Raw genomic sequence first — 15,607 nt, 5'->3', positions numbered from 1 at the left:
GTACCGTAAGGGGGAAGGCCGCCACATCGGAGGATTCCAGTCATGCTTACCGCTGCGCAGGTGCTCGCGGAGAACAACTTCGGTGACACCCGGACCGGGGGCCTGGCCGGACCGATGGGTCTCTTCCTGATCGTCGTGCTGGCGATCGCCACGGTGCTGCTGATCCGTAACATGAACGCCCGGTTGCGCCGGCTGCCCGACCGCTTCCCGCACCAGCGGGACGACGAGCCGTCGGCGGCCGGCCCGGACCGCGCGGAGGAGGCTGCCGACCCGGCTGCGCCGGAGGAATCTGGTGGAAGCGCTCCCAGTGCCTCCCAACAGGGCAGGAACAGCCAGTCGGCGCCATGATTCACGCTAATCCGGCCAGGCGCCCCCTGTTGCGCTCAATCGGATTGGCTTAGCCTTCCGCCGGGGGACCAAAAGTCCCCGCACCGTGCGCGGGAGGGGGCGCCGATGAGAAGCAGACCCGACGCCCAGCGCCGATTGCGGCACGGCCACGTCCCGAGGCGGCCACCGGCGAACGGCGGCGATCCGTGACGTCCGGGCGTCGGTCCGGGCGCTTCCTCGCCCTGGTCGGCATCGCGTCGGCACCCCGTCGGGTGCGCGTGCTCACCTTCACCGTCCTGCCCGTCGCGGTGATCCTCGTCGCGACCGGTCTGCTCATCCCCACCGACCTGCCCGCCGACGACCCGCTGCCGGCGATGGCCCGGCTCGGCATCGCCACCGCCGTGATGGCCACGGCACAGCTCTTCCGGCTGCGGTTCCGGGTCGGTTCGGGCCGGGTGAGCGTCACCTGGGGCGAGGCGTCCTTCATCATCGGTCTCTCCCTGGTCCCACCCGGCTGGCTGCCCGCCGCCGCCCTGCTCGGCGCGATCCTGGCCTGGACGTTGCTGACGATCTTCGTGGACCGGCGATCGCCGCTGGACGTCGTACACACCGCCGCCGCGCTGGCCATCTCCGTCGCGCTCGCCGTCACGGTCGCGCTCACCGTCGCCGCCACGCTGGGCACGAGCGTGCCGGAGGTGCTCGGCACCCGTCTCGTCACCGAGGTGACCCCACAGCTCATCGCCGCCCTCGCGGTCGGGTCGATGACGTATCTGCTGGTCACCGCAGGGCTGGCCGGGCTCACTCTGTCGCTGCGGCACGGTGAGCGGCTCTGGCCGGCGCTGCTGCGCGCCCTACAGGGCAAGTTGCTGATGTTCGTCGGCAACGTCTTCGTCGGGCTGGCCGTGGTAGCCGTGGTCGAGTACGACCCGCGCTGGCTGCTCTTCCTGCCGCCGGTGCTGTGGCTGCTCCAGCAGACGTACAGTCAGCGGCTCCGGGCCGACGACGAGCGGCGCGCCTGGCGGGCCCTTGCCGAGGCCACCGGCGCGCTCAACCAGCTCGACGAGCACGACGTCGCGACCGCCGGGGTGGCCGGCCCGCTGGCCCTGTTCGGCGCGGACTGGGTCGAGGTGGACGTGCGGCGCGGCGACGGCAGGTGGCGGCGCTACCGTGGCGAGCCGGGTGGTCCGGTGGTGCACCGCGACCTGACCACCGCCGAGCGGGCCGACAGCGGCGACCGGGCCGGATCCCCGGTGACGCCGGACGACGGAACTGGCCGGCTGCCGTTCGCCAGCCGGCTCGGTCTGGACCTGGCCGCCAGCCAGGTCGGCGGCGACCTCCCGGGCGGCCGGGGTGCCGGTGGCGCCGGCGGCAACCGGGCCGGCACCGGGCCGACCCTGGCGATGACCGGGCGGACCGAACAGGAACTGGTCCGGCCGCTGGTGGTCGGCACCTCCCCGGTCGGCGAGCTGCGGGTCCGGTTCCCCCGCTCCGCCCCGCCGAGCCAGCGGGAGCAGGACGCGCTCTCGGCGTTCGGCGACGCGCTGGCAGCGGCCCTACACGACGCGGCGACGCACCGGCAGCTCCGGCTGGTGACGGCCCGGTCGTCGTACGAGGCGGTGCACGACGCGCTCACCAACCTGATCAACCGGGCGGCCCTGCTGAGCAAGGGTGACGTCGCGTTGCACCAGCTCGGCCACGACCACCCGGTGGCCCTGCTGCTGCTCGACATCAACCACTTCAAAGAGGTGAACGACACCCTGGGACACGCGGCCGGCGACGAGTTGCTCCAGGTGACCGCCGACCGGCTGGACGCACTGGTCCGCCCCGGCGAGCTGCTGGGCCGGCTCGGCGGTGACGAGTTCGCACTGTTGATCCCCTCCCCGGCCGTACTGGCCGAGCCGGCCAGCGACCGGTCGCCGATGCCGAACGTACTGCGCCGGGCCCGGGAGATCGTCGAGCTGCTCGCCACCCCGATCGAGGTGGCCGGGGTGCGGATGTCGGTCGAGGTCTCCGTCGGGGTGGTGGTGGCCGGTGCGGGTACGGCCGACATGACCGAGCTGCTGCGCCGGGCCGACATCGCGATGTACCAGGCGAAGCAGGGTGGCGGCAGCGTCGCGTCGTACGACAGCGCCCGGGACGCGGCCAGCACCGACAAGCTCGCCCTGCTCGCCGAGTTGCGCGAGGCGCTTGACGTCGACGACCAGCTCGAACTCGCGCTCCAGCCGGCAGTCGACCTCTGCACCGGCGAGCCGACCGGGGTGGAGGCGCTGATCCGCTGGCGGCACCCGCGGCGCGGCCGGCTCACCCCGGCCGACTTCGTCCGGACCATCGAGGGCAGTGAACTGCTCGGCGCCTTCACCCGCTATGTGGTGGACAAGGCGCTGGGGGTCGCGGCCGACTGGGCCCGGCACGGTCTCGACGTACCCATCTCGATCAACCTGTCGGCGCGCAGCCTGCTCGACCCGAGGCTGCCGGCCGAGGTGGCCGAGTCGCTGCGCCGGCACCAGGTGCCGGCGCACCGGCTGGTACTGGAGATCACCGAGACGGTGGTGATGAGCGAGCTGGAGGTCATCGACGAGGTGCTCTCCGCGCTGCGCGCGATGGGCGTGCAACTGGCCGTCGACGACTTCGGCACCGGCTTCTCCTCGCTCACCTTCCTGACCCGGATCTCGGTGGACGAACTCAAGGTCGACCGCTCCTTCGTGATGAAGATGGCGGAGTCCCCGGAGGCGGCGGCGATCGTCCGGACCACCGTGGACCTCGGTCGCGAGCTGGGATTGCGGGTGGTCGCCGAGGGAGTGGAGACCGCCGACCAGCGGGCCGCCCTCGCCGAGCTGGGCTGCACGGCCGCGCAGGGCTACCACTTCTTCCGGCCGATGCCGTCGGACAAGATCGTCGCCGTGCTCCGGTCGCTGCTCGACTCCGCGCAGGCCCGGATCCTGCCGCTGCGCGCCGACGGCGCCTCCTAGCCGGTCGGCCGGTTCGACTGAGTATCCGGGCCCGGTCGCAACCGGCGGCCGTACCGCACACTGTGTCGATGCGCCGGATGACGTTTGCCCCGGGAGTACTCCTGACCGTCGGAGCACTGCTGCTCGGCTGCGCCGGACCCGGTGCGCCGGGCGGGCCAACGGAGATCCCCGACCGGGTGCTGCTGCGCAGCAGTGACCTGGGCGGCGCGAAGATCTCCGCCGGTGGCCCGGAGGCGCCGCACTCGCTGCCGCCCCGGCCCTGCGCCGGCACGCCGGGTGGCCCGTCGTCGCCGGCCACCCCGCCGGGTGGCCCGGCTGCGAGCGGCTCGTCGTCGCCGGCCACTCCGTCGACTGGTCCGGCCGGGAGCGGCTCGTCGTCGCCGGCCCCGCCGAGTGGTCCGGCTGGGGGCGGTCCGGGCCGCCCGGAGCCGCTGGCGGAGCGGGCGATCAACGCGACGATGGGGCAGTACCGGGTCTACCAGCACGTCGGCCGCTATCCGGCCGGGCTCGCCGACGGCGCGATGGCGGCGCTCCGGGACGAGCTGTCCCGGTGCGGCCGCCCGGCCGAGGGCGAGGACTGGAGGGTGCTCGCCGAGGACAGCGCCGGAGTGCTGCTCCTGCGCTCGTACTCCGGCGGTGACGCGACGGACGCGTACTACGTGGGGGTGGCCGGGGACTACCTGGTGGCGGTACTCGTCACCGGCACCAGGACGCGCAACGGCGACCCGACCACCGCCTCCGGGCTGGGCGGTACGGCGCTGACCCGGGCCGGTGGCAGTCGGGGTACCCCGGTGCCGCCGACCACCGCGACCGGCCCGGCGACCTGGGGGACGTACCAGGCGGAGGTGACGGGCCTGCGGCGCGGCCCGAACCCGCGCACCCTGCTGGTCGACGTGGCGGTGCCGGCCGGTGGCCCGGACTGCGCCCGGAACCCGCGGGTCGGCTGGTACTCCGAGGAGAACGGGATGATCTACGCCAGCCTCGTTGTCGACTCGGCCGGGACCGGACAGGTCGGCGGCTGCCCGACCCGGGCGCCCGGGGTGGTCCGGCTGACCTCGGCCAAGCCGGTCGGGGACCGGATCGTGGTGCTCAACGAGCAGCCGTGGGCGCCGGGCGGTACCGGTTACCGGCGCTGCTCCGCCGATCTCGGCTGCACGCCACCGGCCGACCACTGCGACTCGACCTGGGTGATCGCGGCGATCAAGGGGATGGACGTACCCCGGAACAGCTCCCGGAAGGTGGAGGGGTGCGACGGCACCTGGCTGGTGATGACGCTCGACCTGAACAGCACCCAGTGCGGTGCCGGCGGGCGTCCCGGCTGCTCGGCGCCGCCGGCCCGGTACCGGTACTTCCTCCGGTTCACCTCGGGCGGCTGGCGGACCCTGCTCCGGACCACCGCCCCGGGCTGCGCCGACGTGTCGACCGTGCGGCCGGACTTCCCGCAGGCGCTCTGCCGTACGCTCCCCGCGCCCGGATAACGCACGCCCGGATGACGCGCGCCCGGCCGTCCCACCCGTACGGCGGCAGACCCGCCCGCCCGAGCGCCGAGCGGCGTACCGGCACAGCGGTTATGGTCGTCGGGTGAATCGACTGGCCGACGCGACCAGCCCCTACCTGCTCCAGCACAAGGACAATCCGGTCGACTGGTGGCCCTGGACACCGGAGGCGTTCGCCGAGGCGCGCCGCCGGGACGTACCCGTGCTGATCTCGGTCGGCTACGCGGCCTGCCACTGGTGCCACGTGATGGCGCACGAGTCGTTCGAGGACGAAGCGGTCGGCAAACTGGTCAACGAGAACTTCGTCGCGATCAAGGTTGACCGGGAGGAGCGCCCGGACGTCGACGCGGTCTACATGACCGCCACCCAGGCGATGACCGGGCAGGGCGGCTGGCCGATGACGGTCTTCGCCGCCCCGGACGGCACCCCGTTCTTCTGCGGCACCTACTTTCCCAAGGCCAACTTCGTCCGGCTGCTCCAGTCGGTGACCGAGGCGTGGACCGGGCAGCGTGAGGCGGTACTGCGGCAGGGCGCCGCCGTGGTCGAGGCGCTGGCCGGCGCCCAGGCCGTGGGCGGGCCGCGCGCCCCGCTCACCGCCGAGACGCTCGACGCCGCCGCCGAACAGCTCGCGAACGAGTACGACGAGACCAACGGCGGCTTCGGCGGCGCGCCCAAGTTCCCGCCGCAGATGAACCTGCTCTTCCTGCTCCGCCACCACCAGCGCACCGGCGCGGCCCGCGACCTGGAGATCGTCCGGCACACCTGCGAGGCGATGGCCCGGGGCGGCATCTACGACCAGCTCGCCGGCGGCTTCGCCAGGTATTCGGTGGACGGGCACTGGACGGTGCCGCACTTCGAGAAGATGCTCTACGACAACGCGCTGCTGCTGCGGGTCTACACCCAGCTCTGGCGGCTCACCGGGGACCCGCTGGCGGCCCGGGTCGCCGCCGAGACCGCTGCGTTCCTCCTCGACGACCTCGGCACTCCGGCCGGCGGGCTGGCCTCGGCGCTGGACGCCGACACCGAGGGCGTGGAGGGCGCCACCTACGCCTGGACCCCGGCGCAGCTCGTCGAGGCGCTCGGCCCCGACGACGGCCGGTGGGCCGCCGACCTCCTCGCGGTCACCGAGGCGGGAACCTTCGAGCACGGCACCAGCGTGCTCCGGCTGGCCAGGGACGTCGACGACGCCGACCCGGAGATCCAGGAACGCTGGCAGCGGGTCCGGGCCGCCCTCCGGGAGGTACGCGACCGCCGGCCGCAGCCGGCCCGGGACGACAAGGTCGTGGCCGCCTGGAACGGGCTGGCCGTCACCGCCCTGGTCGAGTACGCCACCCTCACCGCCGACCCGGTCGCCGGGGCGGCGGCGGTGCGGATCGCCGAGGTGCTGGCGGAGCGGCACATCGTCGACGGGCGACTGCGCCGGGTCTCCCGGGACGGGCAGGTCGGCGAGCCGGCCGGGGTGCTCGAGGACTACGGCTGCGTCGCCGAGGCGTTCTGTGCGGTGCACCAGTTCACCGGCGACGGGCGTTGGCTGGAGCTGGCCGGGTCGCTGCTGGACGTCGCCCTGGAGCGGTTCGGCACCGGCCAGGGCGGGTTCTACGACACCGCCGACGACGCGGAGCAGCTGGTCAGTCGGCCGGCCGACCCGACCGACAACGCCACCCCGTCCGGGTTGTCGGCGGTGGCGGCGGCGCTTGTGGCGTACTCGGCGCTGGGCGGGCAGGTGCGGTACCGGGAGGCGGCGGTGGCGGCGCTGGAGACCGTCGCGCCGATCGTCGCCCGGCACGCCCGGTTCACCGGGTACGCCGCCACGGTCGGCGAGGCGCTGCTCTCCGGCCCGTACGAGATAGCGGTGGTCACCGCCGAGCCGGCCGGTGACCCGCTGCTGGCGCTGGCGCACCGGCACGCCCCGCCCGGTGCGGTGGTGGTGGCCGGCGAGCCGGACCAGCCCGGCGTACCGCTGCTCGCCGACCGGCCCATGATCGAGGGCGGGCCGACCGTCTACGTCTGCCGAGGCTTCGTCTGCGACCGCCCGGTCACCTCCCCGGAGGCCCTGCTCGCGCAGCTTGGCGTCGCTGGGAGTTAGGCTTGCCCGCGCTATGGATTCCCGCACGGGTCTGCCCGTTGTCGGCATGGTGGGCGGCGGCCAACTGGCCCGGATGACCCACCAGGCCGCGATCGCTCTCGGCCAGTCGCTCCGCGTGCTGGCGCTCACTCCCGAGGACGGTGCCGCGCTTGTCGCCGCCGACGTCCGGTACGGCCAGCACACCGATCTTGCCGCGCTGCGCGACTTCGCCGACGGCTGTGACGTGGTCACCTTCGACCACGAGCACGTGCCGACCGGGCACGTCCGGGCGCTCGCCGAGGCCGGGGTGACCGTCTATCCGCCCGCCGACGCGCTGCTGCACGCGCAGGACAAGCGGGTGATGCGGGAGCGGCTGACCGAGCTGGGCGCCCCGGTGCCGCGCTGGCGGCCGATCGCCGAACCGGGCGATCTGGTCGATTTCAGCAGTGAGTCGGGCTGGCCGGTGATCCTCAAGGCGGCTCGGGGCGGCTACGACGGCCGGGGCGTCTGGGTCGTCTCCGGCGCGGACGAGGCTGCCGAGCTGGTCCGCACGCTGCGGGACGCCGGCACCGAGCTGATCGCCGAGGAGCGGGTGGCGCTGCGCCGGGAGCTGGCGGTACAGGTCGCCCGCTCGCCGTTCGGCCAGGTGGCGGCGTACCCGGTGGTGGAGACCGTGCAGCGGGACGGCATCTGCGTCGAGGTGCTGGCACCGGCGCCCCGGCTGCCGGAGGAGGTGGCGCTGCGGGCCCAGCAGCTCGCGATCGACCTGGCCACCGCGCTCGGGGTGGTCGGGCTGCTGGCGGTGGAGCTCTTCGAGGTGACCGGCCCGGACGGCGAGCCGGCGCTTGTCGTCAACGAGCTGGCGATGCGACCGCACAACTCGGGGCACTGGACGATCGAGGGCTCCCGGACCTCCCAGTTCGAGCAGCACCTGCGGGCGGTGCTCGACTACCCGATGGGGGACACCGCGCTGGCCGCCCCGGTGGTGGTGATGGCGAACGTGCTCGGCGGCCCGGACGGCGGCATGTCGATCGACGAGCGGCTGCACCACCTCTTCGCCGAGGATCCGGGCGCCAAGGTGCACCTCTACGGCAAGCAGGTCCGGCCGGGCCGCAAGATCGGGCACGTCACGGTGCTCGGTGACGATCTGGAGAAGGTACGTGCCCGGGCGGTCAGGGCCGCCTGGTGGCTACGGGAGGGACACGAGTGACGGAGTCGGCGCCGCCGGTTGGTCTGATCATGGGCAGCGACTCGGACTGGCCGGTGATGGGCGCGGCCGCCGAGGCGCTGGCCGAGTTCGGCGTCGGGTACGAGGTCGGGGTGGTGTCGGCGCACAGGACTCCGGTGAAGATGATCGACTACGCCCGTACCGCCGTCGACCGGGGCATCCGGGTGATCATCGCGGGGGCGGGTGGCGCCGCCGCGCTCCCCGGAATGGTGGCCTCGGCCACCCCGCTGCCGGTGATCGGGGTGCCGGTGCCGCTCAAGCACCTCGACGGGTTGGACTCGCTGCTCTCCATCGTGCAGATGCCGGCCGGCATCCCGGTGGCGACCGTGTCGATCGGCAACGGCCGCAACGCCGGCCTGCTGGCCGTACGCATCCTGGCCGCCTCGGACGAGACGCTCCGGAACCGGATGGTGGCGTACCAGGCCGAGCTGGAGACACTTGTCGCGCAGAAGGAAGCTGCGCTGCGCGCCTCGCTTGCTCGCTGATGGGTTAGGAGGGGGCCCTTCTACCGCAGAAAGCGATAACAGGGGGCCCTTCCTTACACCTCAGCGCATGCCGCGTACCGCCCGGAAGCGTTCCTGGGTACGACGGCGGTTCTCGTTGTTGGCTCCGAACGCCAGCAGCAGCAGACCGACCGGGATCAGCACCAGCCACGGCCCGAAACTGAACAGGGCGCGCAGCGCGGCCAGCGCGGTGACCACCGCCCCGATGATCACCGGAGCCTGCTGCCGCCGGTTGGAGCCCCAGATCAGCGTGGCGACCCCGCCGAGCAGCAGCAACACCTGCCGCAGAGCGCTGTCGTTGCCGAACAGCACGATCACCAGGGTCGGCAGGAACGCGGCCACCAGTGCCGGCCCGTACGCCACCCAACTGCTCAGGTCGGAGCGGTGCCGCAGTTCGAGCAGACCGACCAGCAGGGCCAGTACGGCGAACACCAGCGTGTACGCCTCCGGCAGCGCGACGTCGGCGAGCGCCATCAGCAGCCACCAGGCGACGACCTCGCAGCCGACCGCCGACCAGAAGAGTGCGCGCCGCTCGGCGGTACGGCGGTACGGCCGGATCGCCGCCATCCCGAGTACGGCGCCCCAGGCGGCGAGCAGTGCGGCGATGTGCCTGGGTGAGTCGTAGGCGAGCGCGGCGGCGACGAGTGCTGCGGCATATCCGCTCCACTCCACAGTGGTCGCCTCGCGCATCGCCTCCGGGCGGCGCAGTCGGGGCAGCATCGCCGCGACCAGCAGCAGCACCGCACCGACCGCCAGTACCCCGAACGCGGACCAGGCCGGGTCGAGCCCGAGCACCAGCCCGAGGGTGAAGACGAAGGTCTGCGCCATCACCGAGGCGAAGAGCCAGCCGAGGATGCGGGCGTTCTGGGTGCGGCCGCCCAGCGCGCCGACCGCGCCGACTCCCACCGCCGCGCCCAGGGTGAACAGCGTCAGCTCCCGGTTGGCCAGTGCACCGGCCAACCCCGCGCCACCGGCGGCCAACCCGATGGCGAAGACCAGGATCCGGGTCAACCGCAGTGACCGGGCCACCTCGGCGTCCGGCGGCGGCGGGGTCAGGGCCAGCCCCAGCATCGCCATGGTGAAGACCGCGAGCGCGGCGAGGGTGCTGTTCGGCCAGGCCAGGTCGAGCGAGATCGGGGTGATCAGCAGGGTGATCGCGGCTCCGGGAAGCACCACCGGTACGGCCCGGGCCGGCCGGCCGCCGCTGAACCCGGTGGCGGCCAGCCCGGCCGCGATGGTCAGCAGCAGGGCCGCCAACACGTTGCCGGGGTCGACGGCACCGCGATCCGGGTCGACGAGTGCGGCCGGCGGCCCGTCCCAGATCCGGGTGAGCGTCTGGTACGGCTCGAACAACGCCACCACCAGGGCGGGAGCCAGCGCGGCCACGGCCAGTGCGGTGGGCAGGGCCGCCGCGAGCATCGCCCCGACGGCAGGGCTGACCGACCAGCGGCCGCCCCGGGTCGGCTCGGGCAGCCGGCGCAACGCCCCGCCGAGCATCACCGACCAGCGCCGGATCGGCTCCCGCAGCGGGGTGGGTGCCGGGGTGACCGCCCGGATCAGCTCGGCGAGCACTCCGAGCAGTACGGCCGCGGCGGCGTAGACGCCCCAGGGCAGGCCGGTGAAGAGCGCCGCCACCGAGGTCGCGGTCGCGCCGCCGACGATGCCCATCGTGGCGTACGGGAGGTACTGCGGGACCTGGCGGCGGACCAGTCCGACCACCGCGACGCCGAGGCTCGCCCCGGCGAGGGTGGCCAGCACCACCACCTCGGCCGGCCGGTGCAGCGCGGCGGTGAGCGAGGCGAGCGCCCCGCTGAACGCGAAGAGCGCCCCACCGGCGGCGAGCCCGCCGATCTGGGCGGGCTGCGGCGGCATCGACCAGGTGTCGGCCTCGTCCGCCGGGCTGGAGAGGGTGCCGACGATCCGGGCGAGGGCGGCGACGACGGCGCCGATCAGCGCGACGATGCCGAGCGCGGCGGCGGTGGTCCACGGCCGCACCAGGCTCGCCCCGACCGCGTGCAGCGCGACCGCTCCGGCCACTGTGGCCCGGGCCAGCCCGGCCCGTGGATCGGTGGCGACGACCGAACTCACCCCGTAGACGGTGGCGACCGCCCCGCCGACCACGATCGGGGACCACCAGGGCAGCCCGAACGCCGCCGGGGTGCCGATGGTGGCGAGTCCGACACAGACGGCCGCGACGTCGTACGACCACGGTCGGGGCAGGGCGATGGTGGCGGCACCGGCCAGCAGGAGCAGGGCGACCGGAGCCTGCCAGCCGGTACCTGTCTCGCTGACGTGCCACTGCGCGAGGTCGGCCGCCCAGAGCCGGCCCGGGGTGGCCAGCACCTGGAGTCCGCCGCTGATCGCCGTCCAGCCGGCGAGCAGTGCGACGAGACCGCCGGTGAGCGCGATGCCGAGGACCGGTCCGCGCCGCCAGTCGGCCGGCATGGCCCGGATTCCGGCGGCCACCACCAGGATGAGGAAGGCGGCGGCGGCCAGTTCGGCGCCGTCGCCGAGGATGCCGGCGATCCGGGCGAGGGTGCCGACCAGGGCCGCGGTGACCGCCGCGGCGGCGATGTCCGAGCCGTCGAGCAGCCGGTCCGCCCGCCGGCCGGAGTCGATCGACGGCGCCAGCACCAGGAGTATCGCGCTGACCAGCAGCAGTCCGCCGACCAGGGCGTCCGGCAGGGTGGCGCCGGGTGCGCCGAAGGCCGCCGCGGTGACCGCGAGCGTGCCGAGGCCGGTGCCGACGGCCAGCGGCACGCTGATCTGCCGTTGGGCCACCTGGGTCACCGCCGCGTAGCAGAGCACCGCGCAGACGGCGAGGAAGCTGGCGGCGAGGACCGGTTCGGTGGCCTCCCGCACCGACAGGGCGGTCGGGGTGGGGTCGACGGGTACCGCCGAGGCGACGAAGGCCGCCACCGCACCGGGGAAGGCGAACGCCGCCCCGCCGGCCGCCCAGTCGCCGACCAGACCGGACCACCGGCCCGCCGGAGTCGTCCGGGCGAGCGGGGCGAGCGCGACAAGCGCACCTCCGACGGCGAGCGCGAAGAGTACCGCCGCGGTCAGCCCGGGGCGGGCGACCGAGGCGGCTGCCCCGGCGAGTCCCACCACTGCGGCGGCCACGGCGTGGGTAAGCGCGGCCCGCCTGGTCTCGGCGGTCAGCCCGATCAGCCCGATGCCGATCGCGACCAGCACCGGTGGCCAGGGGGCGGCGACCCAGCCGAACCCGAACGAGGCCGGCATGGCGAGTGCGGTGAGCGCCGCGCCGACCACGGCGAACTCGCGGCGCACCTCCGGCGGCGAGGAGAGCACCGCGGCGATGGTGAGCAGCAGGGCGGTGACGGCGAGCTGCCAGGAGGTGTCGCCGACCCCGGCGGCGAGCTTTCCGGGGTACTCGGAGAGGTCGGCCTCCCAGACCGGGAGCGCGGCCCGGATCGGAGCCAGGGCGGCCCGCAGCGCCCCGCCGGCCACCACGATGCCGATCACGATCAGTGCGGCGGCGGACGCCAGCTGTGGCCCGCGTCGGGCGGTCTCGGGCACCGCGCGTACGCCGAGCCCGGTCAGCGCGATGACGGCGGCGATCACCACGAGTGCCCGCCCCGGCAGGGCGACCGCGGCGACCCGGCCGGCGGCACCGATCACCGCCAGGGTGAGGATCCCGGCGGCGATGTCCGGCAGGGGTGGCCGGCGCAGCACCAGCGCACCGACCATGCCGACCCCGGCGGCGAGCAGCAGCGCCAGGCCGGCCCGGGCCGCAGCGGGTACGGTGTCGGCGTTCACCAGCGCGATGACCGCGCAGACCACGGCGACGGCGAAGGCCAGCCCGTGCAGCGTCCAGGTGAGTTCCCGGACCCAGGGGGTGCGGGTCGTCGACCGGCCGCCCGGGGTGCGGGCCACCTTCACCGGACCGCCCGGGGCCGGACCGCCCAGCGCCGGATCGGCCTGGACGACCGCGTCCGCCTCTTCGGGGAAGGTCTCCGGCCGATCCGGGCCCTGGTCGGCCGGGTCGCCGTCCACCCGTCCCGGCCGGTCGTCGGGGCGGGTTCTCGGCGTGCCGGGTGGGGCGGCCACCGGCACCTCGGGTCCGAACCGGAACCGGGCCGGCCAGCCGGTGAGTCGGCCGTCGTCGCCGAAGAGCCGGCTGAGGTAGAGGTTGCCGACCGCCACCGCCGCGAGTACGGCTGCCCAGCCGGCCGGCCCGGTGACGAAGTCGTACGCCAGCAGCGGCAGGATCGGCTGCACGGCGAGTACGGCCGCGTAGCGGGGTGCGTTCAGCCCGGTCACCGAGGCGTACCCGGCGGCGACGGCGGCGGTGAACAGGAAGGTCAGCCCGGCGAAGAGCGACCCGGGCAGCCCGCTGTCGCCGAACCGGTCGACTGTCCAGAGCGAGTACCCGGTCAGCGGCACCAGCAGCAGCCCGACCGCCGCGATTGTCTCGGCGGTGGCGCTCAGCCCGCGCGCGGCCACCCGGGGCGGTACGGCCAGCATCAGCGCGGTGGCCAGCACCAGGATCGCGACCCGACTGAAGTCGTCGAGCGAGCTGAGCGCGACGGCGACGAAGACCACCGCCGCGATGCCGAGCAGCAGCGCACCGAGCCCGAGCAGGATGTTCTGCACCTCGCGGGTGGACGCCTCGGGGCGGGCCTTACCGTCGTCCCAGCTCGGTTCCGCGCCCGGCGGTGGTGGTGGCGGTGGTGGGGGCGGTGCGGTGGGTGTCGTCCGGTCGGGGCCGCCGCCCCTCGGCTGCCGGGGTACCCGGGGCGGTGCCGCGCCGGGGGAGGTGCCGGGCGCGGCGGTCGGTGGGCGGCGGTTGGCCTTGCGCCGGAGCACCCGGCGCGGCTTGGTGTTCTGCTTGCGGCGCTGGTCCGCCGCGTGCGACAGGATGTCCCGCTGGAAGAGCGCCGCCTGCATCTGCGAGGCGATCGTCTTCTGCTCCCTGGCGAGCGCCGCCTCGCGGATCTTCATCTCGGCGATGGAGCGCTCGATCCGGGCGACGTCGTCGGCCCACTGGAGCTGCTCGGTCCCGCAGTGCGGGCAGTGTGGTGCCGGCTCGATCTCCCGGCCGCACGAGGAGCACTGGTACGTCGTACTCACGGCACCCCCTCCAGCCGGCGCGCAGGCCGCATCACGGGCTTACACCGAAGCATGCCCACGGGAGGCTGCAGTTGAACAGCCCCCGGTCGCGTGCGAAACCCGGCTGAGGAGATCCTAAAAGGCCGGCCGTGGACCTGGTCGGGTCCACGGCCGGCAAGTCGGCGTCGAATTCACGATTGTCGCCGTCCGGCGGTTGCGCTACCGGAGGCCGCCGTGACGGCGGTTGGTGGGGTTACGGCCGGCCCATGCCGCGGTATTCCCAGCCGGCCTGGGTCCACAGTCCAGAGTCGAGGCAGTTGCGACCGTCCACGACCCGCCGTCCGGCGGCGAGTTCGCCGAGCGCCATCGGGTCGGCGTTGCGGAAGTCGGCCCACTCGGTGAGTACGCAGACCAGGTCAGCCCCGGTCACGGCCTCGTTCATGCTGCCGGTGTACGACAGCTCGGGGCGCTCGCGGCGGGCGTTCTCCATCCCCTGCGGGTCGTAGACCTGCACATCGGCGCCGGCCTTGTGTAGCGCGGCGGCGACGGCGAGCGAGGGGGCGTCCCGGACGTCGTCGGAGTTCGGCTTGAAGGTGGCGCCGAGCACCGCGATCCTGGTGCCGGAGAGGTCCGGCCCAGCCGGCCCGTACCGGCGGCCGAGCAGTTCGGCGGCGAGCTGGAGCACCCGGCTGCGGCGGCGCAGGTTGATCAGGTCGACCTCGTGCAGGAAGCGGAGCGCCTCGCCGGCACCGAGCTCCTGGGCCCGGGCCTGGAACGCCCGGATGTCCTTGGGTAGGCAGCCACCGCCGAAGCCGACGCCGGCCTGGAGGAACCGGTTGCCGATCCGGGGGTCGTAGCCGATCGCCCGGGCGAGCTGGGTGACGTCGCCACCGGCCACCTCGCAGACCTCGGCCATCGCGTTGATGAACGAGATCTTGGTGGCCAGGAAGGCGTTCGCGGCCACCTTGACCAGTTCGGCGGTGGCGAAGTCGGTCACCACCAGCGGAACCTCCCGGTCCTCGGTGGCGGCCAGGTCGTAGACGCCCTTGTGTGCCGCGTAGAGCATGCCGTTGGCCCACTCGCTCTTGACGCCGACCACGATCCGGTTGGGCCGGAGCACGTCCTCGACGGCGAAGCCCTCCTGGAGGAACTCGGGGCTCCAGGCGACCTCGACCCCGAGACCGCCGTCGGCGTGCTTGCCGACCAGCTGCTCGATCCACTCGGCGGTGCCGACCGGGACGGTGGACTTGCCGACGATCAGGGCCTTGCGGGTCAGGTGCTGGGAGAGCCCGGTGACGGCGGCCTCGACGTACGACAGGTCGGCGCCCATGCCGTCGGCCCGCTGCGGGGTGCCGACGCAGATGAAGTGCACGTCGCCGAAGGCGGCGGTCTCGGCGATGTCTGTCGAGAACCGGAGCCGGCCGGCGGCCAGGTTGCGCTTGAGCAGCTCGTCGAGGCCGGGCTCGTGGAACGGCACCTCGCCACCGGCCAGCTTGGCGATCTTCTCGGCGTCGACGTCGAAGCCGATCACCTCGTAGCCGAGTTCGGCGAAGCAGATGGCGTACGTCGCGCCCAGGTAGCCGGTGCCGAGGAAGGTCAGACGCGGGCGGGCGGCGCCGGACGGCGGAGTCACCGCCGGGATCGTCGGCATGGGCTGAGTGCTCGGGTACGGGATCGTCACGCCTGTGTTCTCCGCTCGCAGTGGCGGCGCTTCATTGCGTCGCGGTGGGAGGTCGGCGCCGGAGGAGAGCGCCGATGTCGGACATTGTGGGCCTTGTTCACCTGATGTCGCGGGTGCGCGGTCGGCGAGTCGGCCTCCCGCGCCGGGTACGACAAGCGCTGAGCCTACGCGGATCGCTCTTCCCGGTGCATCTTCGGTCGGGCTTTTCACAGCACGCCGGCCGGCCCGCCGCTCCGTCCCCCAGGCCCGTCCGGGTCGCCCCTTC

Annotated in this window: 8 protein-coding genes; 6 read left to right on the top strand and 2 right to left on the bottom strand. The window is 74.0% G+C overall.

The window, feature by feature from the left end; translation table 11 throughout:
- Window positions 1-42 precede the first annotated feature (42 nt).
- The 6 genes from CLT71_RS16820 (at window position 43) to purE (ending at window position 8,570) form a co-directional block, all read left to right on the top strand.
- Window positions 43-348: a hypothetical protein gene (locus CLT71_RS16820; RefSeq protein WP_101367948.1), complete on the top strand. Its 306-nt coding sequence runs from the start codon at window positions 43-45 to the stop codon at window positions 346-348.
- Between the two features lie 185 nt (window positions 349-533).
- The gene (locus CLT71_RS38040; RefSeq protein ID WP_486483303.1) at window positions 534-3,296 is read left to right on the top strand and encodes an EAL domain-containing protein; all 2,763 of its coding nucleotides are present in this window, start codon (window positions 534-536) and stop codon (window positions 3,294-3,296) included.
- Window positions 3,297-3,364: 68 nt separating this feature from the next.
- Window positions 3,365-4,774 carry a hypothetical protein gene (locus CLT71_RS16810; RefSeq protein WP_486483302.1) on the top strand — a complete coding sequence of 470 codons (1,410 nt, stop codon included), beginning with the start codon at window positions 3,365-3,367 and terminating at the stop codon, window positions 4,772-4,774.
- A 103-nt stretch (window positions 4,775-4,877) separates the two neighbouring features.
- Window positions 4,878-6,878, top strand: coding sequence for a thioredoxin domain-containing protein (locus tag CLT71_RS16805; RefSeq protein WP_101367946.1), 2,001 nt, complete (start codon window positions 4,878-4,880; stop codon window positions 6,876-6,878).
- A gap of 13 nt (window positions 6,879-6,891) precedes the next feature.
- Window positions 6,892-8,067, top strand: coding sequence for a 5-(carboxyamino)imidazole ribonucleotide synthase (locus tag CLT71_RS16800; protein ID WP_101367945.1), 1,176 nt, complete (start codon window positions 6,892-6,894; stop codon window positions 8,065-8,067).
- 29 nt (window positions 8,068-8,096) lie between these two features.
- Window positions 8,097-8,570, top strand: coding sequence for a 5-(carboxyamino)imidazole ribonucleotide mutase (gene purE, locus CLT71_RS16795; RefSeq protein ID WP_101367944.1), 474 nt, complete (start codon window positions 8,097-8,099; stop codon window positions 8,568-8,570).
- Between the two features lie 60 nt (window positions 8,571-8,630).
- Here the strand turns inward: purE and CLT71_RS16790 are convergent, their stop codons facing one another.
- Window positions 8,631-13,682: an FmdB family zinc ribbon protein gene (locus CLT71_RS16790; RefSeq protein WP_101367943.1), complete on the bottom strand. Its 5,052-nt coding sequence runs from the start codon at window positions 13,680-13,682 to the stop codon at window positions 8,631-8,633.
- A gap of 232 nt (window positions 13,683-13,914) precedes the next feature.
- Window positions 13,915-15,342 (bottom strand): UDP-glucose dehydrogenase family protein, encoded by a 1,428-nt coding sequence (locus tag CLT71_RS16785; RefSeq protein WP_101367942.1) that lies wholly within the window; start codon window positions 15,340-15,342, stop codon window positions 13,915-13,917.
- Between the last annotated feature and the right edge of the window lie 265 nt (window positions 15,343-15,607).

It is taken from the genome of Plantactinospora sp. CNZ320, from assembly GCF_002846275.1.
The sequence above is the reverse complement of the archived record's forward strand: the minus strand, read 5'-3'. Positions and strand labels throughout refer to the sequence as shown.